Raw genomic sequence first — 24115 nt, 5'->3', positions numbered from 1 at the left:
GCCACTTTTAGTCGATCGCTGCAAACATGGCGGTGGACTGATCGATAGACCGACAGTACCGCGTTCACCGTATCCACGCGAGCAATTGATCCAGGCGCAGATGTGGGCAGTCCTGCTGCAACAGCGACAAACGTTGCTGTTCGGTCAGCGGCAACAACTCGGCCAGCCGCCAACCCACCCATGCCGCTTGATCCAGCAAGCCCGGCCCGGCCGATGCGAATTCGCCGCCCACCTGTTCGAGCATGCGTTCAAGCACGGTCGCCAGCAGGCTGTGCTCGGGCCGCAATTCGTCATCGTTGTCGAGCTCGCACCAACTCACCTCGCCCACCACCAGGCCGTTGTCGCAGATGCGCAAGCGTTGCACGTGGAAGCGGCGCTTACCGCGCAGGCGCAGCACCAGCACGCCATCGGCGCCGACATCGAAATCCTCGATGCGCACTTCGGTGCCGAACGCGGCCGACCGTGCCGGTGCGCCGACTTCGTTGCCATCCAGGATCAGGCACACACCGAAGCTGGTGCCAGCGCGGCCGCTCTCGCGCACCAGGTCAAGATAGCGTCGCTCGAACACGCGCAACCCCATCGCCGCACCTGGCAGCAGCACGTTGTGCAACGGAAACAGCGGCAAGGCGCTGGTGTCGGCGGTGCTGGTGATGTTCGCCATCAGGACAGCTGCGCCAGGAAGCGACGCGGCGCGCCGTTAAAGCCGCCGTTGGACATGAACACCACATGGTCGCCCGACCGTGCGATCTCGCCCAGTGTCTGCAGCAGCGCGTCTACGTCATGCGCCACGCGTACATCGCCGCGCACCTGCGCAATGATCGGTGCCGCATCCCACGCCAATTCCGACCGATGCAAAAACACCACCGCGTCGGCCTCCTGCAGCGACGGCGCCAACGCCTGCGCATGCGCGCCCAGCCGCATCGAATTGCTACGCGGCTCCATCGCCACCAGCACGCGCGCCGCACCCACCTTCGCACGCAGACCCTGCAGGGTGGTCGCAATCGCGGTGGGATGATGTGCGAAGTCGTCGTAAACCGTGATGTTGCGCGCCCGCCCCAGTATCTCCAACCGCCGCTTGACGCTCTGAAAGCGCGCTAGCGCCGGCATTACCATTGCCGGATCCACGCCCACCGCATGCACCGCTGCCAGCGCGGCAAGACCGTTGAGCACGTTATGCCGCCCGACCAGCGGCCACTGCACCTGGCCGATCTCCACACCCCGATGCAGCACCGCAAACGTGCTGCCATCAGCAGCCATCAGGCGTGCGCTCCACTCAAGCGCCGCATTGAAACCGAAGCGCTCCACCGGCGTCCAGTAACCCATCGTCAGCACTTCGGCCAGGCGCGGATCTTCGCCGTTGACGATCAGTCGCCCGCGCGCCGGCACTGTACGCACCAGATGATGGAACTGACGCTGGATCGCGGCCACGTCCGGAAAAATATCGGCATGGTCGTATTCGAGGTTGTTGAGGACCGCCACCAGTGGCCGGTAGTGCACGAACTTGCTGCGCTTGTCGAAAAATGCGGTGTCGTACTCGTCGGCTTCCACGACGAACTCGCGCCCCTGGCCCAGTCGCGCCGACACACCAAAGTCTTCGGCCACGCCACCGATCAAAAACCCCGGCGCACGCCCGGCCGCCTCGAGCAGATAGCTGAGGATGGTAGTAGTGGTGGTCTTGCCATGAGTGCCGGCGACCGCCAGCGTGTCGCGGCCCGGCAGCACCTGCTCGGCCAGCCACTGCGCACCGGAGGTGTAGCGACGGCGGGCGTCGAGCACCGCCTCCACCGCAGGATTGCCGCGCGACAAGGCATTGCCGACGACCACATCGGTGGCGTCTGCCGAAATATTGGAAGGCGCGTAGCCCTGCGCCAGCGCGATGCCGAGCGTTTCCAGCTGGGTGGACATCGGCGGGTAGATAGCCTGGTCGCTGCCTTCCACTTGCCAGCCCAGTTCGCGCGCCAGGGCGGCCACCCCGCCCATGAAAGTCCCGGCGATGCCGAGGATGTGGAGTTTAGTCATGTCGCACATTGTCGCCGATCGCCGGAGTTGCGGGACATTCCAGTCCACCGCCTGCCCAGGTGTCGGGAAACTCTTACCGTACTGTCGGCATTTCCCGATATGCAGACTCCGTCACATCAGCCGCCATGCTGGAAACGAATGGTCGCACCCCTTTGGTTCTACTCCCCAAGAGGCCTAATCCCCAGCGAACTCATGCTGTCGGGCACTGAGCAAGCCCATTAATGGCGTCATTCCGCCCCGGCCGTCCTGTACGGCCAGGGGTTTTCCTTTGAGCCTCAGATCCGCAGAAGAGCAGCGCTGAAAGACAGCACGCTGCTGCATGGACCAAAGCATTGCGCCCGGCCCCACCTGACTCAGCGACCGAGCGCCTTGCCGATGCGCTCGAGCACTTGGTCCAGCGAACCCACGCCATCTACGCGCGCCAGCTTACCGCGCTGCTCGTAAAAGCCGATCACCGGTGCGGTGGACTCGGTATAGACCTGCAGACGCTTGCGTACCGATTCGGGATTGTCGTCCTCACGGCCTTCGGCCTTGGCACGACCGGCGATACGCTCGACCAGCAACTCACTAGCGACATCCAGCTGCACCACCGCATCCAACGGCTGACCGATCTTGCTGAGCAGCTCGTCCAGCGCATTGGCCTGCGCCACGTTACGCGGGTAGCCATCGAGGATGAAACCCTTGGCCACATCGGCCTGACCGAGGCGAGCCTCGAGCATGCCGAGCAGGATCCCGTCGGACACCAGGTCGCCGCGTGCCATGACTTCCTTAGCCTTCAGGCCCAGCGGTGAACCGGCGGCCACTTCGGCGCGCAGCAAGTCGCCGGTGGAAATATGCGGGATTTCAAACTTGTCTTTGAGACGTGTCGCCTGGGTGCCCTTGCCCGAACCGGGCGGTCCCAAAAGAACCAATCGCATGAGTGGACTCCACTTTCGAATAAAACACGTTGCGGTTGGCGGCGTTAGACTCAAGCCTTCGCCAGCGCTGACCGTATGGTCGTGCAGCTTACCGCATCCGGGGAATGTCCCGGCACTGTCCCCCCCGCGCCATGTCCCCGTGTAAGGAGCCTGTTCCCCGATGACCATTGGCAACTTGTTGTATGCCCAATCCGGCGGCGTCACCGCCGTCATCAACGCCACCGCTGCCGGTGTCATCACCGAAGCGCGCGCCCGCAAGATCAAAGTGCTGGCCGCACGCAACGGCATCCTGGGCGCATTACGCGAGGAGCTGATCGACACATCGAAAGAATCGGCCACCGCGATCGCCGCGCTGGCGCAGACGCCAGGCGGCGCGTTCGGCTCGTGCCGCTACAAGCTCAAATCGCTGGAAGAAGATAGCGCCAAATACGAGCGCCTGCTGGATGTGCTGCGTGCGCATGATGTGCGCTGGTTCCTCTACAACGGCGGCAACGATTCGGCCGATACCGCATGGAAGGTCTCGCAACTGGCCAAGGCCTACGGCTACCCGCTGCACTGCATCGGCGTGCCCAAAACCATCGACAACGACCTTGCAGTCACCGACACCTGCCCCGGCTTCGGCTCGGCGGCCAAATACACCGCAGTGTCGGTGCGCGAGGCCGCATTGGATGTGGCCGCAATGGCCGACACTTCAACCAAGGTTTTCATCTACGAAGCGATGGGCCGTCACGCAGGCTGGCTGGCTGCTGCGGCAGGCTTGGCCGGTCAAGGTCAGGACGACGCGCCGCAGATCATCCTGCTGCCCGAGCGTGCCTACGATCGGGCCGCGTTCCTGGCCAAGGTCAAACAGGTGGTGGAAAAGGTGGGCTGGTGTGTGGTTGTGGCCAGCGAAGGCATCCAGGACGCACATGGCAAATTCGTCGCCGATGCAGGCGGCGCGACCGACTCGTTCGGCCACGCACAACTCGGGGGCGTCGCCTCGTTCCTTGCCGCGCAGGTCAAACAGGAACTCGGCTATAAAGTGCACTGGACGCTGCCCGATTATCTGCAACGCTCCGCACGCCACCTGGCCTCCAAGACCGACTGGGAGCAGGCGCAGGCCGTCGGCAAGGCCGCGGTGCAGTACGCGCTCAACGGCATGAACGCAGTGATCCCGGTGATCGAACGCGTCAGTGATGTTCCTTATCGCTGGAAGATCGTACCGGCCCCACTGCACAAGGTAGCCAACCACGAAAAGAAGATGCCCCCCAGCTTCCTGCGCAAGGACGGCTTCGGTATCACCGAACGCGCACGCCGCTACTTCGCTCCGTTGATTAAGGGCGAAGCTCCATTGGCCTACGGCGGCGATGGTCTGCCGAAGTATGTGACGTTGAAGAATGTCGCTGTGCCAAAGAAATTGCCGGCTTGGGAGGGTGAACCATAATGTGGCGATCCCTTGAGAAGGATAATGGCCCAGCAGGCGACTATCTTCGCGAAGCCGGCGGCCAATCGTTCGCTGGTATGGGTGCGTTCGAATAAGAGTGGCTAACAAAACGTAGCGAGCAGTCGCCAGTTGGGCGCGGACGGCGCGGAGGACGCAGTGTACGAGTGGTACATGCCGATTCCGACGCGCCCGCCTGGCGGCTGCGCAGTCGTTTTGCGACACGTTCAAGCAGTATCAGCAACAGCTTGACCGCTCTCAGCAGCAACTCATCCAATTGCAGCAGCTGCAGTTTCGCAAGCACGACCTGGGCGACAAATTCTTTCTGCCGAGGCCAGACTGACGAGCTGGCCGCAGCCCATTGCGGACGCCAAACTCGGGGACCTCGTTTTCTTCAAACTGGTCAACGACTACTTCAACACCGAGATTCAAGCATTCGGCCTGAAGCTCATGAGCCGCTCCATGGGCTGGGTCAGCACAGTCGCGCTGACGGTTACCATGCTGTGGGTGCTGATCCTGAGCTACCGCATCGCCACCGGGCAACCGCGTGAGAGTGCGATGGCAACGATGATCAAGGCCGGCAACGTCGGCATTGATCGCCAGGTCCCAGTGTCCACGGCGCGTCGAAAGTCCGAAGCGCTGAAATTTCAATTGCAAGCCTTGCCCTCCACCGTCATCTGCGCAGCGAACATTGGCACCTGCGGAATCTCTCCGGCCGTGGCTTGTTGCTTGGCGTCTTCCAGATAGATGCGCGACTGCCCCTGTCCATCGAGTTGCGGCCTGGCATCCAACGGCTTGCGCCAGACGCGCACTACCGCCTGCTGTGCCGGGCAGGCTGCGCTCGGGACGCGGATCACGTCGTTGAAGATCCATCCCGATGCAGCACTGGGCGCGACTTTGGCGAAATCCACGAAGCGCGCGCGCGGTTGGCAGGTGGGGCTGCTGCGTACCACCGAGAAGGTGTACGGCTGGGTTGCATTTCCGGTGAACACACCTTCGAGGCGGGCACAGGCTTCGGGGATCTGACGCAAGGTATGCACGGCACCGACCGCTTGTGCGGTGCCGGGTGCGCGCTGTTTTAGTTCAGGCGTCGGTTCGGCCCCAAACGCGTGGGTGGTCAGCAGCAGCGCTGCAATCATCACGGCATATTTGGATGCAGCATAGTTGGACATAGACACTCCTGGATTAACCGAATCGCGTTGGCCGCAGGCTGTCATGCCGCGACTGAACCAGGCGCCAAAGCTGCAGTGGTGGCAGCCCCGCAAGGTGCGGCGCATACTCGATCACGATCCGGCCACATGAACATCGCGACGCGCATTACGGTCCTTGCAACCGTCGAGTCCGTATTCGCCGTTCCCTCGTCGCGTGCATCGCCTTTGGTTCTTCCCGACCGGACAACGTCCATACTCTTGGGAGGGGTCATGCTGGAACACTACGGGTTACCGCTTGCGCTGGGTTGTGCGATCTTGGCAATCATCTATGGGATTGTGTCGGCACGCTGGGTAATCGCGCAGCCGAGCGGCAATGCACGAATGCAGGAGATCGCCGCCGCGATCCAGGAAGGCGCGCGCGCCTATCTCAACAGGCAATACCTCACCATTTCGATTGCCGGCGGCGTGCTGTTCGTGCTGGTTGGGCTGTTCTTGAGCTGGTACACAGCGATCGGCTTCGCGATCGGCGCGGTGTTGTCGGGACTGGCCGGCTATATCGGCATGAATGTCTCGGTGCGCGCCAACGTGCGTACTGCAGAGGCCGCAAGGCATGGCATCGGCAAGGCGATGGATGTGGCGTTCCGTGGCGGCACCATCACCGGCATGTTGGTGGTGGGCCTTGGCCTGCTCGGCGTGGCCGGTTACTACGCGGTACTGCAAGCGATGGGGTTGCCACTGGAAGAGAACCTGCATGCGCTGGTTGGATTGGCGTTCGGGTCGTCGTTGATTTCGATCTTCGCGCGTTTGGGTGGTGGTATTTTCACCAAGGGCGCAGACGTAGGCGCGGATCTGGTCGGCAAGATCGAAGCCGGCATTCCCGAGGACGACCCGCGTAATCCGGCGGTGATCGCGGACAATGTCGGCGACAACGTCGGCGACTGCGCGGGCATGGCGGCGGATCTGTTCGAAACCTATGCGGTCACCGTGATCGCTACCATGCTGCTCGGCAATTTGACGCTTACCGAAACCGGGCCACACGCGGTGCTGTATCCACTGGTGCTCGGTGGTGTGTCTATCATCGCCTCGATCATCGGCGCGGCCTTCGTCAAGGTCGCAGCAGGTGGCTCGATCATGGGCGCGCTTTACAAAGGTGTGATCGTTTCCGGCGTGCTTGCTGCGCTCGCCTATTGGCCGATCACCCAGTCGCTGATGCGCGACAACAGCCACGGCGCCACGTCGTTGTATGCCTGCGCATTGATCGGTCTGGTGCTCACCGGCTTGATCGTGTGGATCACCGAGTATTACACCGGCACCCAATACAAGCCGGTGCAGCATGTTGCAGCAGCGAGCACCACCGGTCATGGCACCAATATCATTGCCGGCCTGGGCATCTCGATGAAATCCACTGCACTGCCTGTCATCGCAGTGTGTGCCGCGATCTGGGGCGCATTCCACTTTGGCGGGTTGTACGGCATTGCGATCGCTGCAACAGCGATGTTGTCGATGGCCGGCATGATCGTTGCGCTGGACGCCTACGGGCCGATCACCGATAACGCCGGCGGTATTGCCGAAATGGCCGAGTTGCCGCCAGAAGTACGCAACATCACCGACCCGCTGGATGCGGTGGGAAACACCACCAAAGCAGTGACCAAAGGCTATGCGATCGGCTCGGCAGCGCTGGCTGCACTAGTGCTGTTTGCCGACTACACCCACAACCTGCAGGCGGCCAATCCCAACGTAGCGTTCGCGTTTGATTTGTCCAACCACACGGTGATCATCGGCTTGTTGATCGGCGGACTGATCCCGTATCTGTTCGGGGCGATGGCGATGGAAGCGGTGGGCCGCGCGGCAGGGGCAGTGGTCGAGGAAGTGCGTCGCCAGTTCCGCGAGATCCCCGGCCTAATGGCCGGCACCGCCAAACCGCAATACGACCGCGCGGTGGATATGCTGACCCGCTCGGCAATCCGCGAAATGATCGTGCCTTCGCTACTGCCGCTCGTCGTTCCCGTCGTGGTCGGGCTGCTGCTCGGCCCACGCGCACTAGGTGGCTTGCTGATCGGCACAATCGTGACCGGCTTGTTCCTGGCGATTTCCATGACTACTGGCGGCGGTGCCTGGGACAACGCCAAGAAGTACATCGAAGACGGCCACTTCGGCGGCAAGGGCAGCGAGGCGCACAAAGCTGCAATCACTGGCGACACGGTAGGTGACCCGTACAAGGACACCGCCGGGCCTGCGATCAATCCGCTGATCAAGATCATCAATATCGTGGCTTTGCTGTTGGTCCCGTTGCTTTAAACAGTCAACCAGACGTACGCACTGCTTGGAGCCAACCCAACGCTGTGGTTATCGCCCCAATCGCACTTGCTCGCCGACCGAGCGCGCCCCATGAAATTAGAGTGGCTAACAAAACGTAGCGAGCAGTCGTCAGGTGGGTGCTCACGGCGCGCAGGAACCGGAGTGTACGCGTGGTACATGCCGATTCCGAGCACCGGCCGCGCCCGCCTGGCGGTGAGCGCAGTCGTTTTGTTAGCCGCTCTTAGCTGGAGGGCGCGAAAGGCTGTACGACCATGTGCAGCCCTTTGACATCAGGCTCAAAGGCAATCGATCAATCCGTCGTAAATCGGCGACGCGCCGTTCGGCAGCGGCTCGAACAGCGGATTGTTTACCGCAAGCGTGCGATACATCTCGTCCAGGCGGGTCCCATCCTTCAATGGCGCCGTGCAGCGCCAGACCCGGCTATTCGAGTGTAGGAACCCGCTGCGGGGATCGACGCTGACCTCGCTGGCACCAAAGGTCCAGATGCAGCTGCGCACCACCCCGGTCACACGATGCACCGAGCAACGGAAGCGCAGCGGCTGATAGTTGCTGAACTCGCCGCCGCAAAAGGTGTCGCCGCAAATCTGGTCGAAGTCGTGATCCAGCCGCTGTTCCAGATCGATGAAAGCCTCCCAGCCTTCGCCATTAGCTGGCCAGTCTACCGCGTCCACAAAGGTCGGCGGTAGCGTTACCGCGGCAGCAAGCTGTGCGATGAGGGACAGCAGCAATACGACGAGCAAACGCGCGAGCCTGGACATGGCGATTCCCGAGCAATGGATGAGCCTGTAGCGTGCGCCGCAGTGTTGGTTGCAATGATCGGCGACCTCCTCGCGATGAACGCGGGATATGCCGCGCGCGACCGTCAGAACATTGCCCATTCAGTGTCGCTGCAGCGCAACAGCCGAACGCGTAGAATTGTGTTCCACACACTGCTGACGCCTCGGAGCTACCCGCATGGGCCTTGAACTGGTCACCTCTGGCAAAAATCTGCCGGAAGAAATCAACGTCGTCATCGAGATCCCGAAGGATTCCGAGCCGGTCAAGTACGAAGTGGACAAGGCCAGCGGCGCGATTTTCGTCGACCGCATCCTGTCGACCCCAATGCGCTATCCCTGCAATTACGGTTACGTGCCCAACACCCTGTGCGGCGACGGCGACCCGGCCGATGTGCTGGTGGTGTTGCCGCTGCCGCTGGTTCCGGGCTCGGTGGTGCGTTGCCGTCCGGTGGGCGTGCTGCGTATGAGCGACGAGGCCGGCAGCGACGAAAAGATCCTAGCCGTCCCGATCGAGAAGATTTTCTCCGGCTACGCGCACATCGAAGACATCGACCAGGTGTCCAGCCACTGGATGGAACGCATTGGCCATTTCTTCGAGCATTACAAAGATTTGGAGAAGGGCAAGTGGGTCAAGCTGGACGGTTGGGGCGGCGCGGTCGAGGCCAAGCGCATTCTGGTGGAGTCGGTAGAGCGCTACAATTCCGACGCCCCCTGATCCATCGACCGTGATGCACACCCGCAGACGTGAAGCGATCGGGATCACGCTTCCGGCGTGATCCCGATGACCGCCGTCGGCAGATTGGGTACATTGCCGACAGCGTCTGGCCGGTGTCTGTCACCGGTGACTCTTGGGGAAGTGTCTTGCGTATTCTGTTTGTTGGGGACGAAGCAAGTCTTCCGTCCGACCTTGTCGACTATGTTGCCGATCTCGGCGACCAGTGGCAGGCACAGCAGGTGGCCGACGGAAATTCGGCGATTGAAGCTACCGCACTGTCGCCGTTCGATGCGGTCATCGTTGCACCCGTGTTGCCGGACCTCACTGCCGCCACATTGCTGGGACAGATTCGCACGCTGCGCCCGGACACCATCCGCATCGCCTTGATCGATGGGCAAGACGGCCAGCGCACGCCGCCGGCACGCATCATCGGCGTGGCGCATCGCTTCCTGCCGATGCCGTTGGCGCCGGAAGTGCTGCTCGAAGCGGTCACCAGCCTGGAAGAATTGCGCGATCTGCTCAGCAACCCGCGTCTGCGCGCAGCGATCGGGCGTATCGAAAAACTGCCGTCGCCACCACACCTTTATCTGAGTTTGATGCACGCGCTGGAAGAAGACGATGGCGCCGATGCGGCGGATATTGCCAAACTGATCGCCGGCGACCCGGCGATCGCGGCCAAGGTGTTGCAGCTGTGCAATTCGGCCTTCTTTTCCGGCGGCCGCAGCATCACCGATCTACGCACGGCAGTGACCCGCCTGGGCGTGTCGACATTGCGAGATCTGGTGCTGGCCAGCGAAGTATTCTCGGTGCAGAGCCTCGCTCCGGTCGAGCGCAGCGCAATGCAGCGCCGCGCCCTGCTTTCCTCGCGCTTGGCGGCCAGGATACTGCAGCCAACCAGCGCAGAACTCGGCTCCACCGCAGCGCTTCTGGCCGATATCGGCTTGTTGCTGCCTGGCGTTCGTGACGAGCGCGGACCGCCGCCGGAAGGCGGCGACGAGCGCCCGGGTCACACCGAAGCCGGTGCGTACCTGCTCGGTCTATGGGGCCTGCCGATGCCGATCATCGAAGCGGTGGCCTTCTATCGCAACCCGCAGCGCTCCAGCCTGCGCAGCTTCTGGGTGACCGGCGCTGTGCATGTTGCAACGGCACTGGCCAGCGGCGAAACCGTGGACGAAGAGTATCTGAACAAGGTCGGCGTCATCGCCCGCTTGCCGGTCTGGCGCGAGCAGGCTGATACGTTATTGGGGCTTGCCGACGCGTGAGTTGGTGGTAATGCGGTTGATGAATAAAAAAGGGCGCGACATGGTCGCGCCCTTTTTCTTTGATTCTCTCGAGGAGTTCTTTCGAATGCACTATACAGATGCATATACAGCGCTTCGGTGTGCACCTGAGCAAGCATGGAGGCAATCAATATGTACCGATATCGATGATTTCGTAGGATGCCGAAAAAGCGCGCTTAACAAGACACTCCTCTCGGCAATGACCTCGCCATATCTCGCCCGCAATCACACGCGACTTCAAGCGAACCACAAAAGAAGCGGGCCTTGCGGCCCGCTTCTTTTAAAGCCTTACGACGCTTCGATGATCAGAAACGCTGGTTGTACTGCACGAACAGGAAGCGGTCGTAATCGAGCATCGGATCGATCGCAGCGGTGCTGCTGTTGGTGATCGAGTAGGTGATCGGCGGCTTCTTGTTCCACACGTTGCGTGCGCCGATGGTCACGCTGCCGTCCCACGGAGCCTGCCAGCTGACAGAGGCGTCCTGATAGGAGATCGAGCCCTTCTTGTTGGCTCCGTTACCGCCGCCCCATGCCGGGTTGGACGTCTGGTAGTTGGGGTCGTTGCACTCGATACCAGCCGCAGCATCCCAGCAGTAGTCACGGAAGCCACCGTAGTAACGCAGGTCCCAGCTGGCCGACAGCGAATCACGCGACCAATCAACACCCAGCGTTGCACGCACGCGCGGGAAGTTCCAGTAACCGGCATCGTTCTGCCACTCGGCACCAGACTCGGCCTGAGACTTGTAGGTCGTCAGATAGTTGGTGTCGAGGTTAACGGCGAACTTGCCGATACCCATTTCCGGCAAACGGTAACGCACTCCGAAGTTATAGCCTTCGGTTTCCAGACGACCCAGGTTGACGTTGCCACGGCTCAGCGTCGTGACCTGACCGGTCACCGCATCGCGACCGTAGTCGGCGCAGTAGCTTGCCACATTGTTTAGGTAGCAATTGTTCAACACATCGTTGGCCGACAGCAGCGTGATGATGTTGGAGATCGAGATCCGGTACCAATCCAGCGAGAAGTCCAGACCCTGCACCCAGTGCGGGCTATAGACCATGCCGACGGTGCGGGTAATGCTGCGTTCTGGCTCCAGCTCGGCATTGCCGACGCCAGAGTTGAAGGGCGCATTGCCCTGTACATCGCGACGGGTCACCGGGTTGCCAGCACTATCGGTCTGATGGAAGTCAGCCGGCAGGCCTTCGCCAGCGCAGCGTGCTGCCACCCCGCTGTTACCCAACGAACCGAAGGTTGCATCGCACGGATCGGTGAAGGTGTCGAACGTCTGCGAGCCACCACCGAAGGTGTCGGCCAGCGTCGGCGCCCGGAAGCCGGTGCCGTAGGTACCACGCACCAGCAGGTCGTCGATCGGCTTCCAGGTGAAGCTGAACTTGCTGTTGGTGGTGTCGCCGAAGCGGCTGTAGTTGCTGTAGCGTGCAGCGACGTCGAACGACAGTTGCTTGGCGCCCGGCAGATCCTTCAGTACCGGAATCAAGAACTCCAGATAGGCTTCGTTGGTCTGGTAGCTACCTTCGGTTGCCTGCGCGGCCAGATCGGTGGTGTAACCGGCGCTGGACAGCTGATCCGGGTAGTCGTAACCGCTGATCTCGCGGTGTTCGAAACCTGCAGCGAAACCCAGCTCACCTGCCGGCAAGTCGAACAGGCCGCCGGTGATGTTGGCGGTCCACTGCTTGCTCAGGCTCTGCTGCGTCGACTGACCCAATGCATTGATGTACTGCAGCGCATTCGGGGTGGAGGCCGATGGGCCGCCCAGGACGTTGAACGGGGTGCACTGGCCCAGCGCATTGCTGGTGCCCAGCGGTAGCGGGCTGGCAGCAGTACCGCACTGCACCTGACCCTGCGCGTTGAGGAACGACGGACCGATCGCCTTCTGCAACGCCAACAGGTTGATGTTGCCCCGCGAGACCTGGGTCACGTCGTATTTGTTGTAGTTGAAGCCGACGTCCCAGTTCCAGCCGTGGCTGCCGACATCGAGCACGCCTTCCAGCGCTGCATCGAGGTGGGTGGACTTGACGTTGCTCTCGGTGGTACGCGGCAACTCGACGATACGGCGAAACCAGCTGTTGATGTCCTGGCCGACCGGGTTGTAGTAGCTGCTACCGCTGATCGCCACCGGGAACTGCGGCTGCGATGCGGCCTGCAGAGGATAGCCGGCAATCTGACGGTTTGAATCGCGCTCGGAATACATCGCCGTCGACTTGAAGGTGATGCTGTCGGTGATGTTGTAGCTGCCGCTTGTGAAGATCGACTTGTTCTTGCTGGACTGCTGCAACATCATCTGGTTGACGGTGTTGTAGTAGTCGTCCACGCCCGCGCCAACGTGATAGTTGGAGAGGTCGCGCGAATCGGCGCCAACGCCCTTGCCATCAAACGAACCCGTGTGGTTCAGCACCCACTGATTGGGCGACCATGCGCCCGCGCCAGCACCAACCACATTGCCGTCGGCGTCGAGATAGTTGCCCGCGCCCGGCGTTCCCACTGCACGCGGATCGTTAAAACGACCCCACGGGCCGGTTGCGCTCAAGCTGTCTTCGATATGGTTCGGGCCAGCCGAGTAACGGGTCAGCGCGCGATCCTTGGCCCACACCGGATCTTCCTGGGTGTAGTTGACGCCAAACACCAGCGACGAACGCTCGTTGGTGGTACCGGCGGTGAAGGAATACTGCTCCTTGGAACCGTCGCCACGACCGTTCTGACCGAAGTACGCCGACGCTTCTGCACCTTCATAGTTCTTGCGCAGAATGATATTGACCACACCGGCCACTGCGTCGGAACCATAGATCGCCGAAGCGCCGTCCTTCAAGACTTCGATGCGCTCGATCAGCGCGCTCGGAATCGTGGACATGTCGCTCAGGCCAGACAGGCTGCTGGTCCAACGCTTGCCGTTCACCAGCACCAGGGTACGGTTCTCACCGAGGTTATACAGGTTGATGTACTGGCCACCCTGTTCCGGATCGGAGGTCAGCACTGCTGCCTTGCTGTAGGTCTGCGTACCAGCAATCGACAAGTTCTGGAGGATGTCGCCAACGCTGACAAGGCCCGACTTCTGAATGTCCTGCTGGGTGACGGTAAACACCGGCTGTGCGGTTTCCACGTCGACCGAGCGGATGCGCGAGCCGGTAATTTCAATGCGGTCCAACGTCGTGGTAGACGGTGCGGACTGCTCTTGTGCATTGGCAGCAAATGCCGGCGTCAACGCGATCGCAATACCGGCGGGCAACAGGCCCAGCCGCACTGCGGAAGTGCGAAGGTTCATCAATCTCTCCAGGGTTCGTTTAGTAGCGCGTTAAGCGCATCCGTCCAAGTTACGATTGCGTAAACACCGTAGCTTTGCGCGTCACGTTCCGTGGCTTTGCCGAATCTGGCGAATTTTCCGTTTGATCGCGGTAGTGCGATGCGCAGACACCAAATCGCGCACGAAAGGCACGCGCGAAGCTGCAGCAATTGTCGAAGCCGCTAGCGGCAGCAACCTCGCCGATCATCATGGAGGTATCACGCAATAGGTCGGATGCACGTTCCAGACGCAAACGCGCCGACAAAGCCTGCGGACTCTCTTCATACAAACTTTGAAAGGTCTTGGAGACATACCAACTGGAGAAGTTGGTCAGCTGCGCCAGTTCGCTGATACGCACCACGCGGTCGCTATTGCCTTCCAGATACAGCCGCGCACGCTGCATGCGACCGAACACCTGACGACGGCGGCTACGCGAGCGACCCGGGCAACGTTGTTCTTGCTCGATAAAGTCGCGTTGCATTGCGGCCAAGTGCAACAACAATGGGCGTGCCGATGCGCTGCCGCTCTGTGCAGCGGCATGACGCCATAAACGCAACGCGATCCGCAGATCGCTACGCGATAGCTGGCTGCGGCCCGGATACAGAGTGGCATCGGTCAATGCGGCCAGCGATTGCAAGCTGTCGCCATCGAGGCTGACGCCAACGCACAGCGCGCTGCGGTCTGTCTGCACCGTGGGATGCGAATCCTTGTCGAAGGCGATCCAGTCGCTGGCGCGCAGACGAAAACGTCCTTCCTTGGATTCCACCCAGGCGCGGCCGCGCAACTGCACCCACAGCGTGAATGTCGAAGCAACGGTCCGGATGCTGCCCAGACGCGAGGCTGCCAGACAGGTGGTCGAGGCCAACTCGCTGGCACCATCCAATGAAAGTGCAAGTCCGCGATCTGCGGTGATGACCCGTTGCATATTGGCAGTGCCCCGTAAAAAAGATGGCTTAGATCGAGAAGGTGAATCGCCTGCGATGGCTGAGGCACCGGCAGTCGCAATGCCTTGCCGGTGCTCGGGGTCGCTTCGAACAGCGCTGCATGCCCGTCCGCATCGCTGCCGCTGACAAGCAGGCGTTGCGAGTCGGCGGACCGGTCTGAGGCCTGACGCGCATGCGCTCGCAACCCTTCGATCAAACGCAACGAGGCGGGTTCACTCTCGCTCACATCCGGCGGCAGGCTGGATGTGAGATCGAAACCGCCGCCTGCCGTGATGACGTGATACGGCCGCTTGGGGCTGCCCAACAGCTCTGACGAAGCCGTCGAAGGGCCGCGCAAGCGCAGCGTGCGTGCAGCCAAGCCGAGCACCACCAACAACGCCGCGCTGGCGACTGCCAAGGCCATCCAGCGACGCTGACGCAACGATGTTGGCGCAGCGGGTAACGGCCGCGCAGGCTGTTTGGGTGCGCCATGAGCTGTCTGCGTCGCGGTGCTGACTTCGCGGGACGCACGCAGCGCAACGTTATCGGATTGCGATTGATTAGGCGGTCCTGATTGAGACGCACCCTGAGCGATCGGTGGCGGTGTCTCCAACTGCGTTTCCCACGTCACCGGCGCCATCAAGCGATACCTGGTCTTGGCGATCGTCTCGATGTGCTCGGAGCGCGGCCCGTCACTGCTGGCGAGTGCCTTGCGCAGTTGGGTGACCACCTGGGTCACCACATCGTTGGTCGGCAAGATGTCGGGCCACACCTCGGCAAGCAGTTGCGCGCGCGTGGCCATATGCCCTGGCTGTCGTGTCGGAGTCAGCAACACCACCAAGGATTTGGGCGCCAAGCGCAGCGCGCGCTTCGCATAAAGAGCGCTAAATTCGCACAATGCAGCATCAAACACGCACTGACCGGTACGCAGTCGGCCCGATGGGATTGCATTAGCGGGAGGAACACTCATCAGCAAGAGCACGTATCGGCATGCGGGGACTACGGGGAACGCATTGCGCATTTCGCGCGAAACGCCAAATTCAGCAAAGGACAACAACCAACTATGTCATGCATCTATTTATTACGAAACCTTACTCTATTTGTCGTTGCTTCCTATTCGACAGGCGGCGACGTCAGGCTCTCTCTCTCGCCGACGCATTCAAATAATTACGACGTAACCTTCGCGCCTCCTGGCGCGATTTTTTTATCTGCGATTCAGGTAAAATCGCTCGAAATCCTTGTCGGCCATAAACGCTTGCAACTCGACCGCACCACAGCACTTGCAAGCCGTGGTGCGATCTGCGGAGGATGAAGCTGAATTTTCCCTAAGCAGCCGCTGCACTGCGCGCGCAGAAATCAATCCCGCACCATTTCACGAAACGCGATACACCTGCGCGCCTTGCGCCAGAAACTGCGCCGACTTTTCGTCCATTCCCGCCGATAGCGCGCGTTCTTCGCCCATGCCGTGCTCGGCTGCGTAATCGCGTACGTCCTGGGTAATTTTCATCGAACAGAAGTGCGGCCCGCACATCGAACAGAAGTGCGCCAGTTTGTGCGCGTCCTTGGGCAGGGTCTGGTCGTGGAACTCCTTGGCCTTTTCCGGATCCAGACCGAGATGGAATTGGTCGTCCCAACGGAATTCGAAACGCGCCTTGCTCAAGGCGTTGTCGCGCACCTGCGCGCCCGGATGCCCCTTGGCGAGGTCGGCGGCATGCGCGGCGATCTTATAGGCCATGATGCCGTCACGTACGTCCTGTCGGTTAGGCAGGCCCAAGTGCTCCTTCGGCGTGACATAGCAGAGCATCGCGGTGCCGAACCAACCGATCATCGCCGCGCCGATCGCGCTGGTGATGTGGTCGTAGCCGGGTGCGATATCGGTGGTCAACGGCCCCAAGGTGTAGAACGGTGCTTCGCCGCATTCGCGCAGCTGCTTGTCCATGTTTTCCTTGATCAATTGCATCGGCACATGGCCAGGTCCTTCGATCATGGTTTGCACATCGTGCTTCCACGCGATCTTGGTCAGCTCGCCCAGCGTTTCCAGTTCGCCGAACTGCGCCGCGTCGTTGGCATCGGCAATGCAGCCTGGGCGCAAACCATCGCCCAGCGAGAACGCCACGTCGTAGGCCTTCATGATCTGGCAGATGTCTTCAAAATGGGTGTAGAGAAAGTTTTCCTTGTGATGCGCCAAGCACCACTTGGCCAGGATCGAGCCACCACGCGAGACGATGCCGGTGACGCGTTTGGCGGTAAGCGGCACGTAGCGCAACAACACGCCGGCGTGGATGGTGAAGTAGTCCACGCCTTGTTCGGCCTGCTCGATCAAGGTGTCGCGAAAGATTTCCCAGGTAAGCTCCTCGGCGCGACCATCGACCTTTTCCAGCGCCTGATAGATCGGCACCGTGCCGATCGGCACAGGCGAGTTGCGGATGATCCACTCGCGCGTTTCGTGGATGTGCTTGCCGGTGGACAGATCCATCACCGTGTCGCCGCCCCAGCGGATCGACCACACCAGCTTCTCGACTTCTTCGGCAATGCCCGAGGACACCGCACTATTGCCGATGTTGGCGTTGATCTTGGTCAGAAAATTGCGGCCGATGATCATCGGCTCGCTTTCCGGGTGATTGATGTTGTTGGGCAGGATCGCGCGACCGCGCGCAATCTCGTCGCGCACGAACTCCGGCGTGATGCGTTGTTGGATCGCCGCACCGAAGGCTTCGCCCGGATGTTGCTTGCGCAGCATCGCGTCGGTCACCGCCTCCAGGCGCTGGTTTTCGCGAATCGCCACGAACTCCATCTCGGGGGTGATGATGCCGCGGCGTGCGTAGTGCATCTGGGTGACGTTGGCACCGTCGCGCGCCACCCGCGGCAAGCGCCGTGCGGGGAAGCGCACCGCATCCAGCCGTGCATCGTGCTCGCGGCCGCGCCCGAAGTTCGAACTCAGCCCGTCCAGCGCCACAGTATCGCCGCGCTCGGCGATCCATCCAGCGCGCAGCGGATCCAGGCCAGCGACAAGGTCGATTGCAGCATGCGGGTCGGTATACGGCCCGGAGGTGTCGTAGACACTGAGCGGCGGGTTGTCTTCGCCACCGAACAATGTGGGGGTGCGGGTCAATGCGATTTCGCGCATGGGCACCTGTAGATCGGCGCGCGAGCCGTGCACGAAGATCTTGCGGGAACCGGGAATCGGCTGGGTCACAGCCTCGGACAGCGACTGGGCTTGTTGCTGCAAAACGGTGGGCGCGGCATTCATGGCATTCGTCTCTGTGTGCTGGAAAACCAGCACCAACGGCGCTGGGTCTGCGAAGGATTCGCAGTGGGGACGAAGCGGCGGCGCTCAACACAGACTGCCCGTGCAGGTGCGGACCATCGCATCTAACGAAGCTTCCCTACGCCGGTATCAGCCGGATCAGGTTCGAAGGGACTGTCTCAACCACGGCTAGACCGCGGTACCCCCACTTCGACGCTAATTACACCACATCACCGCAGCGGCGACATCTGCTTAGAGCGGCTAACAAAACGTAGCGAGCAGCCGTCAGGTGGGTGCGGACGGCGTGGAGGAACCGGAGTGTACGCGCAGTACATGTTGATTCCGAGCACCGGGCCGCGCCCGCGTGGCGGTGAGCGCAGTCGTTTTGTTAGCCGCTCTTAATGCATGCACAGGCACGGCCACCGAGGCCCGGGCGGCGCTCACCCGGGCAATGCATTAACACAACAGATAGCCGCTGTCCTTTTTTGCTACGCATTCGCAGCTGCGAATGCGTTATTACGCCCATCACTCGCCTACGCGGACTCTCCTGGTAGCGGTACCTTCTTTCAGTTCCGAGCATGCTGCAGGTCAGCAATGCCGGGGGGATGGCGACTGATGGCGCAGAGCGATCGGCTCACAAATGGCCATGGGCATACTTAAGCAAAAGCGCGGCATAATCGCGCAGTCGCACGCACAGCACCATGCCGTATCAAGATCGAACCTGGCTCCTGAAACTGACATGGGCAACTCCATACCAGTCGGGCCACATCGGAATATCAAGCTAAAAAGACATGCGCTCTCAGCTAGCAGCCCTGCTCCCATTGCTTTAGCCGCTGACGTTGGCTTATGGCCTGCTGGAGAGTGCCCAACTGGTCGACAAGCTTGGTCACAGCGGCCGCATCGGCGATACTCTCCGAGCTATTCTCTGGTGGGGTGAAGCTTTTGAAAAAATCCTTTGCTTTACGCCACTCATTGTAGGCAGCGTTAACTTTCTCTAGCGACACATCTTGCATATCGATCTCCAGATTCAGCTGCTCAAGCACGCGGAATAGTTCCTGCAAATAGAACGGTTGAAAACGTTGATGTGAAGGGCTTCCCTCTTCCATCGCGCGTCCGGTGTCCAGCGCTGCATACACAGACCTGATCGAATCGACTAGCGCCCGCGACGTTTCTGCAATTGTCAGGTCGTGCCTGGCAACCTCGACTGCGCGCGCTTGGTCCAAGCGTGTCGCGTGTGCCGTGTAGGAACCGTTCTTGGACTTGGCAGCATTCCAGACCATGTCATTGGTGGCGGTGGCCGCACCCTGTCCGAAGAGTACCGCCGGCGCATTGAGGGCTTCATTTGGCGGAGTTGTATAACTGCCGCCACGCCAAGGCGAGGCGATAAACCTGCCTACGCTGGTAGAGGCGAACGTGGCCAGTATATTGGCTGACACATGACGGAACAGCACATCGTTCACCGCGTCCTTGATCGCGCCGGCGGTGTTCCAGGCATGCTTGGCCAACGCCATTCCCTCCTTGCCGGTCTCCAGCAAATAGCGCGGAAAATGGATTGCATCGGACCATTGCGCAGGTGGGCGCGTCGTATCCGGCAAGGATAACAAGAAGGTATTGAGGCGTTGGTGCCCACCGACCAAATCTGGAACACTCGCCTGACCAGTGCAGGCTAGAGTTTTACCGGTCTCAAGAATGGCCTGATGCGCAATCCCCCAACTCCCGATGGCGAGCGCGGCCATCGCCGTCTGACCAATGGGCGTATGTGCTGGACCGGTGGGAATCCGGCGCGCACCGTTAACCACCGCGTTTACCCCCGGCTTGAACAGCAAGGTGCGGACGGACCTTTCTTCCAGCACCGCTTGCCATTCGCTGATTCCCTTGCGGTACTCGTAGACCGCCGCCTTCTCCTGCGCCATCGGGACGTCGCGCTCGCCTCGGACACTGAAGCGCTTCTTGCCGTCGCGGCATATCTCCAAAGCGACCCGCGGAGGATCGGGCACCAGTACCTTTGGATCGATCGCTTTGAATTTTGGCAAGTTCGCCACGCGCGCGCGCCGATCCATCGCCGGCACCAGAAACGTATCGCAAACGTAAGACCCTGCCGAGGATCCAAGGGCCGCTATGGCTGCCATACTCATAGGTTCTGATCCAGGAGGTCTGCGCTGATCATAGATGGTGCCCGTGAACACGCCCAATGGTTGACGCATGATTCCGATCATGAGCTTCCTAAAGCACTCGTAAGCGATCGGCAACGTGGCCTTGGCTCCTATCGCTGCCATATCGCAGCCGATCTGATATCCGGCGTCCGGTCCGAATGCCGTCACGCGCTCCTGCAAGCGTGCGTCCGCCCACTGCAGATACTGGTTCTCCAGATCTCTCTGGGTAGTCGATTCCTCTTCAAAACGAATACCACTCAGGTGCGAACGTAGCTGGCTCTTCAAAGTTTCCAGGGCGTGCGCGCTGCTATTGGCTAGGGGCTCTGACACCTGGGACTCTGACATACTGGGCTCAACCGGCATCTGCGAGTCGGGCGCCGTAAAGTCCGCATACGCACTTCTGAACGACGACTCGGACACTTCGGAGACACAAAACGATCCGAAATTTCTTGATCCGCTCTCGAACAAGAGCTCGGACGCATCAGCGGCAGGCAAGGATTCGAAACGGCTTGGTACGTATTGGAACGAGAACCTGGACGCATCAGAGGAGCGCGCGGATTCGTTAAAGCTTAGTGTGCTCTCTGACGGAAACTTGGAGGCATCAGAGTTTTTGAACGACATGCGGCGCGAAGGAGGCCTCAGCCCCTTTAACAACTCGGATTGCGTTGATGTTGAGGTTTCTGTCACAATCTCGCCTTGGTTCGTTTGCTCGCTATAACCCTGGGGGACGCACTGCTGCGGGGTCCTCGAAGAGCTTCCTATCTGTGCGGGAGACTTCATGACACCACCGCCGCGGATTCTTCGGTCTGTGCAACCAACACTTCCAGCGCTACCCGCGCGATCGTCTGGCCACGGTCCAGAACCGCCGCCACATCTTCGGCGGTGTGCGCAGCGATCAACGGACAGACACACAGCAGGCCCAGATCCGATAGCGTGAGCCGCCAACCGTATTCTGTCAGCAAGTGCTCTTGCAGCGCGAGTAGCCTCACCACATCGTCTCCGTCTAGTTCGCGTGCCGCTATCGGCAGAATCACCTCAGCAAACGCGGCCAATGTATCTGCGTGCTCGTGCGGCTGCATATGTACACGGCAGAGCATCCCTGCCGGCCCAAGCACCGCCTCGCCAGCAGCGATCCGTTGCACAAGGTCATCTGGCAAACCTAGGCTGACGCCAAGATTGATGAAGAAATTGGTAGGCGCGTGTTGGTTAATTCGAATACGAGTCGTAGTCACCTGAAACATCTCCGGTATATAAATACAATCGTCTAGCTGCGGCAGGCAAATCCTCTACCTCTCATGTAATACCTCAAAAGTTTATCGCGAAGAAAAAGAGCGATGCACGAAGTGCTGCGAAGCAGCATATGCATAATCAGAGATTCTTATCGAAAAAATAATGAGCGGCGGTTATGGCCGCATCAACCCCTTCAGCGTCAGCGCAATACCGAAATATACAAAATTTTCAATAAATTAATATATCATTAATCTACTCAATAAAAAAAGCCCAAAACTTCTGCTCCCTAAATGCAGGGTTCATATGGCCGTCACCACGCGCAAGATTTTCTTTATCGAAGCAGTGCTGTAACCCTAAAGGACTCGGATTGCATGGGGTAATGCGCATTAATGTGCTGGCCACTTTCGCGTGGCGACTATTCGAATTTTCCGTGGCAGTTATGCAGGCGACTGAACGGGTGGCCCAAACGCTGGCGTACGATGCCAACGACGACTCGCAATACTTGCTTCGATTATTATAAGGACGGTGCCACTGCGAGCCATCTCCAGACCTCTTTGCACTATCACTATCCGCTTGTAGCCGATGTGCAGTAGCTGTTTAGCAGTATATGCAGCACGTTCGAGATTGGCGCTTTAGAGCGGCTAACAAAACGTAGCGAGCAGTCGTCAGGTGGGTGCTCACGGCGCGGAGCAACCGGAGTGTACGCGTGGTACATGCCACTTCCGAGCACCGGCCGCGCCCGCCTGACGGTGAGCGCAGTCGTTTTGTTAGCCGCTCTTACTCAAGTTCTGCTGCACAGTGTCATTCCAGCGTATACCCTACCCGCAGACCGCCCCAGTGTTTGCGCCCGACGAAGATTGGTGCGGACAGGTCGAACATGATCTGGCCGGTGTCGCGACGGTAGACCTGCAGGCGATATGGGTCGGTATGCGCACCCACACTACGGCCGACACGGTCGGTGAACTTGCGCTTGGTACGGTTGCCGACCAGATCGCGCTTGGGATCGCCGGTCAGCGGCTGAGTGAAGCGCAGATTGTGGGTGGGAACGTAGCCATCGGGATTGGCGCAGATCGCGAAAACGATCCACGGATGCGCATCCAGCAGCGGCTCCTGCAACGCCGGCAATACGTCGTCGCAGACCGCATCGAAGTCGGTGCTGAATTTAGGCGGCTCCACGCCGCCAATCGGTGTATAGGTGCGCGCAAACAGGTGTGCTTCGGCGATCTGGCCGCGTGCAATTGCCTGCGTCAATGCGGTGCCGATCTTGCTCGCGGTCGCCACGGCGAGTTCCTTGACGCGCGCGTGCCTGGGCACCTGCAGCGGGTCGGCGGGCAAACGAAACAAGCCCACGCAATCGCGCAGGGTTTCGGTACCGCGCTCCAGCGCTTCGCTGCGTTCGGCCACATGCGCGGCGTGTTGCAGATTGCTGCGCCCCAACGCGACTACACCGTCCACGGCACGCTCGATGCCACGAATCTCACCGTCTTGCGCCTGGATGCGCCCGGCCACAGTGGTCATCGCGCGACTGGCCTGCCCGAGCACGCGGGTGATGCCATCGAGCACCGCTTCGGTGCCGCGAGCGGATGCGGCGCCCTCGCCCACCGCGTCGCTGGTTTCGGCCAGGATCGCGCGTACGTCGCGCGCCGCAGCTGCGGCACGTTCGGCCAAACGGCGGATTTCGGTGGCGACCACCGCAAAGCCGCGCCCGGCATCGCCGGCATGCGCAGCTTCGATACTGGCGTTGATCGACAGGATATTGGTCTGAAATGCCACCGAGTCGATGACTTCGATGACCTCGCCGGCACGTGCCGCGCGGCGCTCCACTTCGTGCATTGCCTGACCCAGCGCGTGTGCCGCGGCCACACCTTGGCGCGCGCTTTCATCGGCACTGGTGGCCAGCGCGATCACCTGCGCCAGCTCGGCATTGACGTCCTGCAGGCTCGACGACAGACGCTCCGCCGCAGCGCGCGCGCCATCGAGTGCCTCAGTCTGCGCCTGCGACTGACGCACCAGCTCGTCGTTCTCGGCCACCAACGGCGGCACCTCGGCGGCGATCTGCACCGACAGCGCAACCGCTTGCCGGATCGCTTCGGCCAGATTGCCGAAGCCCGCCTGCAGCCGGCGGCCCATCTCGGTCTCTGCCAAACCGAGCGGCAGCAGCAGCTCCAGTTCGCAGCCGGCCAGTGCCTGCGCGGTACGTTCGAGCACCGTGCGGTCTTCGTGCTCGGCGTGCAGCCGCGCAACCAAGGGCTGCAACAGAGGCGAGATTGGCACCGGCCGGCTGTCTTCGGCCAAGCGGGTGGCTTCGCGCAATATGATCGCGGTTTCCACGTGCGGCAGCGACAGTATCCAGCCGCCGTGCTCGCGGTCGCACACATAGCGCACGCGCCGTGCCGGGTCGTCGCCCGGGGCGGCCCAGACGCCGTCTTCGCCGACCAGATCGGCAGCGCTCAGCCCCCACAGCAGCGCTGCCGGTGCACCTTGCAGCTCGCTGGCGGTCTTGCCGAGCACCTCCAGGCCGGCGCGGTTGCAACCCACTAAGCAGGCCTCGGCCGACAGCCGCAGCAAGGCGACCGGCGCATCGGGAAGTACGGCCGCATGTGTTTGCGACGGCGGGTCAGGCTGTTGCATCGAACTCATGAGAATTCCTAATCAATCGAAGCCATTAGGAC

The 24115-nt window shown here is 61.0% G+C and carries 16 protein-coding genes, 4 other RNA genes, 2 pseudogenes and 1 riboswitch; of the genes and pseudogenes, 6 read left to right on the top strand and 16 right to left on the bottom strand.

What is annotated here, in order from left to right:
• Window positions 1–64 precede the first annotated feature (64 nt).
• The 3 genes from J5I97_RS04080 to J5I97_RS04070 form a co-directional block, all read right to left on the bottom strand.
• A complete protein-coding gene (locus J5I97_RS04080; RefSeq protein WP_208589234.1) occupies window positions 65–661 on the bottom strand; it encodes an LON peptidase substrate-binding domain-containing protein in 597 nt (198 codons plus the stop codon).
• A complete protein-coding gene (mpl, locus tag J5I97_RS04075) occupies window positions 661–2028 on the bottom strand; it encodes a UDP-N-acetylmuramate:L-alanyl-gamma-D-glutamyl-meso-diaminopimelate ligase (RefSeq protein ID WP_208589232.1) in 1368 nt (455 codons plus the stop codon). Before mpl ends, J5I97_RS04080 begins: the two co-directional genes overlap by 1 nt.
• A gap of 344 nt (window positions 2029–2372) precedes the next feature.
• Complete coding sequence (locus J5I97_RS04070) at window positions 2373–2936, bottom strand: adenylate kinase (protein ID WP_208589231.1); 564 nt, start codon at window positions 2934–2936, stop codon at window positions 2373–2375.
• Window positions 2937–3096: 160 nt separating this feature from the next.
• On the opposite strand from J5I97_RS04070, the gene J5I97_RS04065 reads away from it, so the two are divergent.
• Window positions 3097–4359, top strand: coding sequence for a 6-phosphofructokinase (locus tag J5I97_RS04065; RefSeq protein WP_208589229.1), 1263 nt, complete (start codon window positions 3097–3099; stop codon window positions 4357–4359).
• Between the two features lie 99 nt (window positions 4360–4458).
• Here the strand turns inward: J5I97_RS04065 and J5I97_RS04060 are convergent.
• Window positions 4459–4532, bottom strand: a non-coding RNA gene (locus J5I97_RS04060) — sX9 sRNA.
• A 142-nt stretch (window positions 4533–4674) separates the two neighbouring features.
• On the opposite strand from J5I97_RS04060, the pseudogene J5I97_RS19760 reads away from it, so the two are divergent.
• Window positions 4675–4950: pseudogene (locus J5I97_RS19760) on the top strand (type IV secretion system protein); the annotation flags it as partial.
• A 53-nt stretch (window positions 4951–5003) separates the two neighbouring features.
• Here the strand turns inward: J5I97_RS19760 and J5I97_RS04055 are convergent.
• Complete coding sequence (locus J5I97_RS04055; protein ID WP_208589227.1) at window positions 5004–5528, bottom strand: hypothetical protein; 525 nt, start codon at window positions 5526–5528, stop codon at window positions 5004–5006.
• A 249-nt stretch (window positions 5529–5777) separates the two neighbouring features.
• On the opposite strand from J5I97_RS04055, the gene J5I97_RS04050 reads away from it, so the two are divergent.
• Window positions 5778–7805, top strand: coding sequence for a sodium-translocating pyrophosphatase (locus J5I97_RS04050; RefSeq protein ID WP_208589226.1), 2028 nt, complete (start codon window positions 5778–5780; stop codon window positions 7803–7805).
• Window positions 7806–7908: 103 nt separating this feature from the next.
• On the opposite strand, the gene J5I97_RS04045 is transcribed toward J5I97_RS04050, so the two are convergent.
• Both J5I97_RS04045 and J5I97_RS04040 read right to left on the bottom strand, forming a co-directional pair.
• Window positions 7909–7984, bottom strand: a non-coding RNA gene (locus J5I97_RS04045) — sX9 sRNA.
• 117 nt (window positions 7985–8101) lie between these two features.
• Entirely contained in the window at window positions 8102–8584 is a 483-nt protein-coding gene (locus J5I97_RS04040; RefSeq protein ID WP_208591544.1) for a hypothetical protein, read from the bottom strand.
• A 196-nt stretch (window positions 8585–8780) separates the two neighbouring features.
• On the opposite strand from J5I97_RS04040, the gene ppa reads away from it, so the two are divergent.
• Both ppa and J5I97_RS04030 read left to right on the top strand, forming a co-directional pair.
• Window positions 8781–9317: an inorganic diphosphatase gene (gene ppa, locus J5I97_RS04035; protein WP_208589225.1), complete on the top strand. Its 537-nt coding sequence runs from the start codon at window positions 8781–8783 to the stop codon at window positions 9315–9317.
• A 113-nt stretch (window positions 9318–9430) separates the two neighbouring features.
• Window positions 9431–10579 carry an HDOD domain-containing protein gene (locus J5I97_RS04030; protein ID WP_208589223.1) on the top strand — a complete coding sequence of 383 codons (1149 nt, stop codon included), beginning with the start codon at window positions 9431–9433 and terminating at the stop codon, window positions 10577–10579.
• Between the two features lie 323 nt (window positions 10580–10902).
• On the opposite strand, the gene J5I97_RS04025 is transcribed toward J5I97_RS04030, so the two are convergent.
• The 3 genes and pseudogenes from J5I97_RS04025 to J5I97_RS20495 all read right to left on the bottom strand — a co-directional run.
• Window positions 10903–13872, bottom strand: coding sequence for a TonB-dependent receptor plug domain-containing protein (locus tag J5I97_RS04025; RefSeq protein ID WP_208589222.1), 2970 nt, complete (start codon window positions 13870–13872; stop codon window positions 10903–10905).
• A 49-nt stretch (window positions 13873–13921) separates the two neighbouring features.
• Window positions 13922–14815, bottom strand: coding sequence for a helix-turn-helix domain-containing protein (locus J5I97_RS04020; RefSeq protein WP_208589220.1), 894 nt, complete (start codon window positions 14813–14815; stop codon window positions 13922–13924).
• A gap of 218 nt (window positions 14816–15033) precedes the next feature.
• Window positions 15034–15759, bottom strand: a pseudogene (locus tag J5I97_RS20495) (winged helix-turn-helix domain-containing protein); the annotation flags it as partial.
• 117 nt (window positions 15760–15876) lie between these two features.
• Between J5I97_RS20495 and J5I97_RS04010 the strand changes: the two are divergent.
• Window positions 15877–16125 carry a hypothetical protein gene (locus J5I97_RS04010; protein WP_208589219.1) on the top strand — a complete coding sequence of 83 codons (249 nt, stop codon included), beginning with the start codon at window positions 15877–15879 and terminating at the stop codon, window positions 16123–16125.
• A 60-nt stretch (window positions 16126–16185) separates the two neighbouring features.
• Here the strand turns inward: J5I97_RS04010 and thiC are convergent, their stop codons facing one another.
• The 6 genes from thiC to J5I97_RS03980 form a co-directional block, all read right to left on the bottom strand.
• Window positions 16186–18063 (bottom strand): phosphomethylpyrimidine synthase ThiC, encoded by a 1878-nt coding sequence (gene thiC / locus J5I97_RS04005; RefSeq protein WP_208589218.1) that lies wholly within the window; start codon window positions 18061–18063, stop codon window positions 16186–16188.
• A 115-nt stretch (window positions 18064–18178) separates the two neighbouring features.
• A riboswitch (TPP riboswitch) is annotated at window positions 18179–18277 on the bottom strand.
• Window positions 18278–18319: 42 nt separating this feature from the next.
• Window positions 18320–18395: non-coding RNA, sX9 sRNA (locus J5I97_RS04000), on the bottom strand.
• 468 nt (window positions 18396–18863) lie between these two features.
• Complete coding sequence (xopF1, locus tag J5I97_RS03995) at window positions 18864–20993, bottom strand: type III secretion system effector XopF1 (RefSeq protein WP_279631227.1); 2130 nt, start codon at window positions 20991–20993, stop codon at window positions 18864–18866.
• A complete protein-coding gene (gene hap3 / locus J5I97_RS03990) occupies window positions 20990–21454 on the bottom strand; it encodes an Hpa3 family type III secretion system protein (protein WP_208589216.1) in 465 nt (154 codons plus the stop codon). Before hap3 ends, xopF1 begins: the two co-directional genes overlap by 4 nt.
• Window positions 21455–22082: 628 nt before the next feature.
• A non-coding RNA gene (locus J5I97_RS03985) (sX9 sRNA) lies at window positions 22083–22158 on the bottom strand.
• 86 nt (window positions 22159–22244) lie between these two features.
• The gene (locus J5I97_RS03980; protein WP_208589215.1) at window positions 22245–24083 is read right to left on the bottom strand and encodes a methyl-accepting chemotaxis protein; all 1839 of its coding nucleotides are present in this window, start codon (window positions 24081–24083) and stop codon (window positions 22245–22247) included.
• Window positions 24084–24115 lie beyond the last annotated feature (32 nt).

It is taken from the genome of Xanthomonas fragariae (assembly GCF_017603965.1).
Lineage (GTDB): Bacteria > Pseudomonadota > Gammaproteobacteria > Xanthomonadales > Xanthomonadaceae > Xanthomonas > Xanthomonas fragariae_A.
This window is presented reverse-complemented; position numbering and strand designations above follow the sequence as displayed.

Bases quoted from the DNA above. Each gene is read 5' to 3' on its own strand.
- thiC (WP_208589218.1), bottom strand. From the start codon at position 18,063: ATGAATGCCGCGCCCACCGTTTTGCAGCAACAAGCCCAGTCGCTGTCC.
- J5I97_RS04065 (WP_208589229.1), top strand. From the start codon at position 3,097: ATGACCATTGGCAACTTGTTGTATGCCCAATCCGGCGGCGTCACCGCC.
- J5I97_RS04055 (WP_208589227.1), bottom strand. From the start codon at position 5,528: ATGTCCAACTATGCTGCATCCAAATATGCCGTGATGATTGCAGCGCTG.
- hap3 (WP_208589216.1), bottom strand. From the start codon at position 21,454: ATGTTTCAGGTGACTACGACTCGTATTCGAATTAACCAACACGCGCCT.
- J5I97_RS04070 (WP_208589231.1), bottom strand. From the start codon at position 2,936: ATGCGATTGGTTCTTTTGGGACCGCCCGGTTCGGGCAAGGGCACCCAG.
- J5I97_RS04040 (WP_208591544.1), bottom strand. From the start codon at position 8,584: ATGTCCAGGCTCGCGCGTTTGCTCGTCGTATTGCTGCTGTCCCTCATC.
- J5I97_RS03980 (WP_208589215.1), bottom strand. From the start codon at position 24,083: ATGAGTTCGATGCAACAGCCTGACCCGCCGTCGCAAACACATGCGGCC.
- xopF1 (WP_279631227.1), bottom strand. From the start codon at position 20,993: ATGAAGTCTCCCGCACAGATAGGAAGCTCTTCGAGGACCCCGCAGCAG.
- J5I97_RS04010 (WP_208589219.1), top strand. From the start codon at position 15,877: ATGTCATGCATCTATTTATTACGAAACCTTACTCTATTTGTCGTTGCT.
- J5I97_RS04025 (WP_208589222.1), bottom strand. From the start codon at position 13,872: ATGAACCTTCGCACTTCCGCAGTGCGGCTGGGCCTGTTGCCCGCCGGT.
- J5I97_RS04080 (WP_208589234.1), bottom strand. From the start codon at position 661: ATGGCGAACATCACCAGCACCGCCGACACCAGCGCCTTGCCGCTGTTT.
- J5I97_RS04020 (WP_208589220.1), bottom strand. From the start codon at position 14,815: ATGCAACGGGTCATCACCGCAGATCGCGGACTTGCACTTTCATTGGAT.
- mpl (WP_208589232.1), bottom strand. From the start codon at position 2,028: ATGTGCGACATGACTAAACTCCACATCCTCGGCATCGCCGGGACTTTC.
- J5I97_RS04050 (WP_208589226.1), top strand. From the start codon at position 5,778: ATGCTGGAACACTACGGGTTACCGCTTGCGCTGGGTTGTGCGATCTTG.
- ppa (WP_208589225.1), top strand. From the start codon at position 8,781: ATGGGCCTTGAACTGGTCACCTCTGGCAAAAATCTGCCGGAAGAAATC.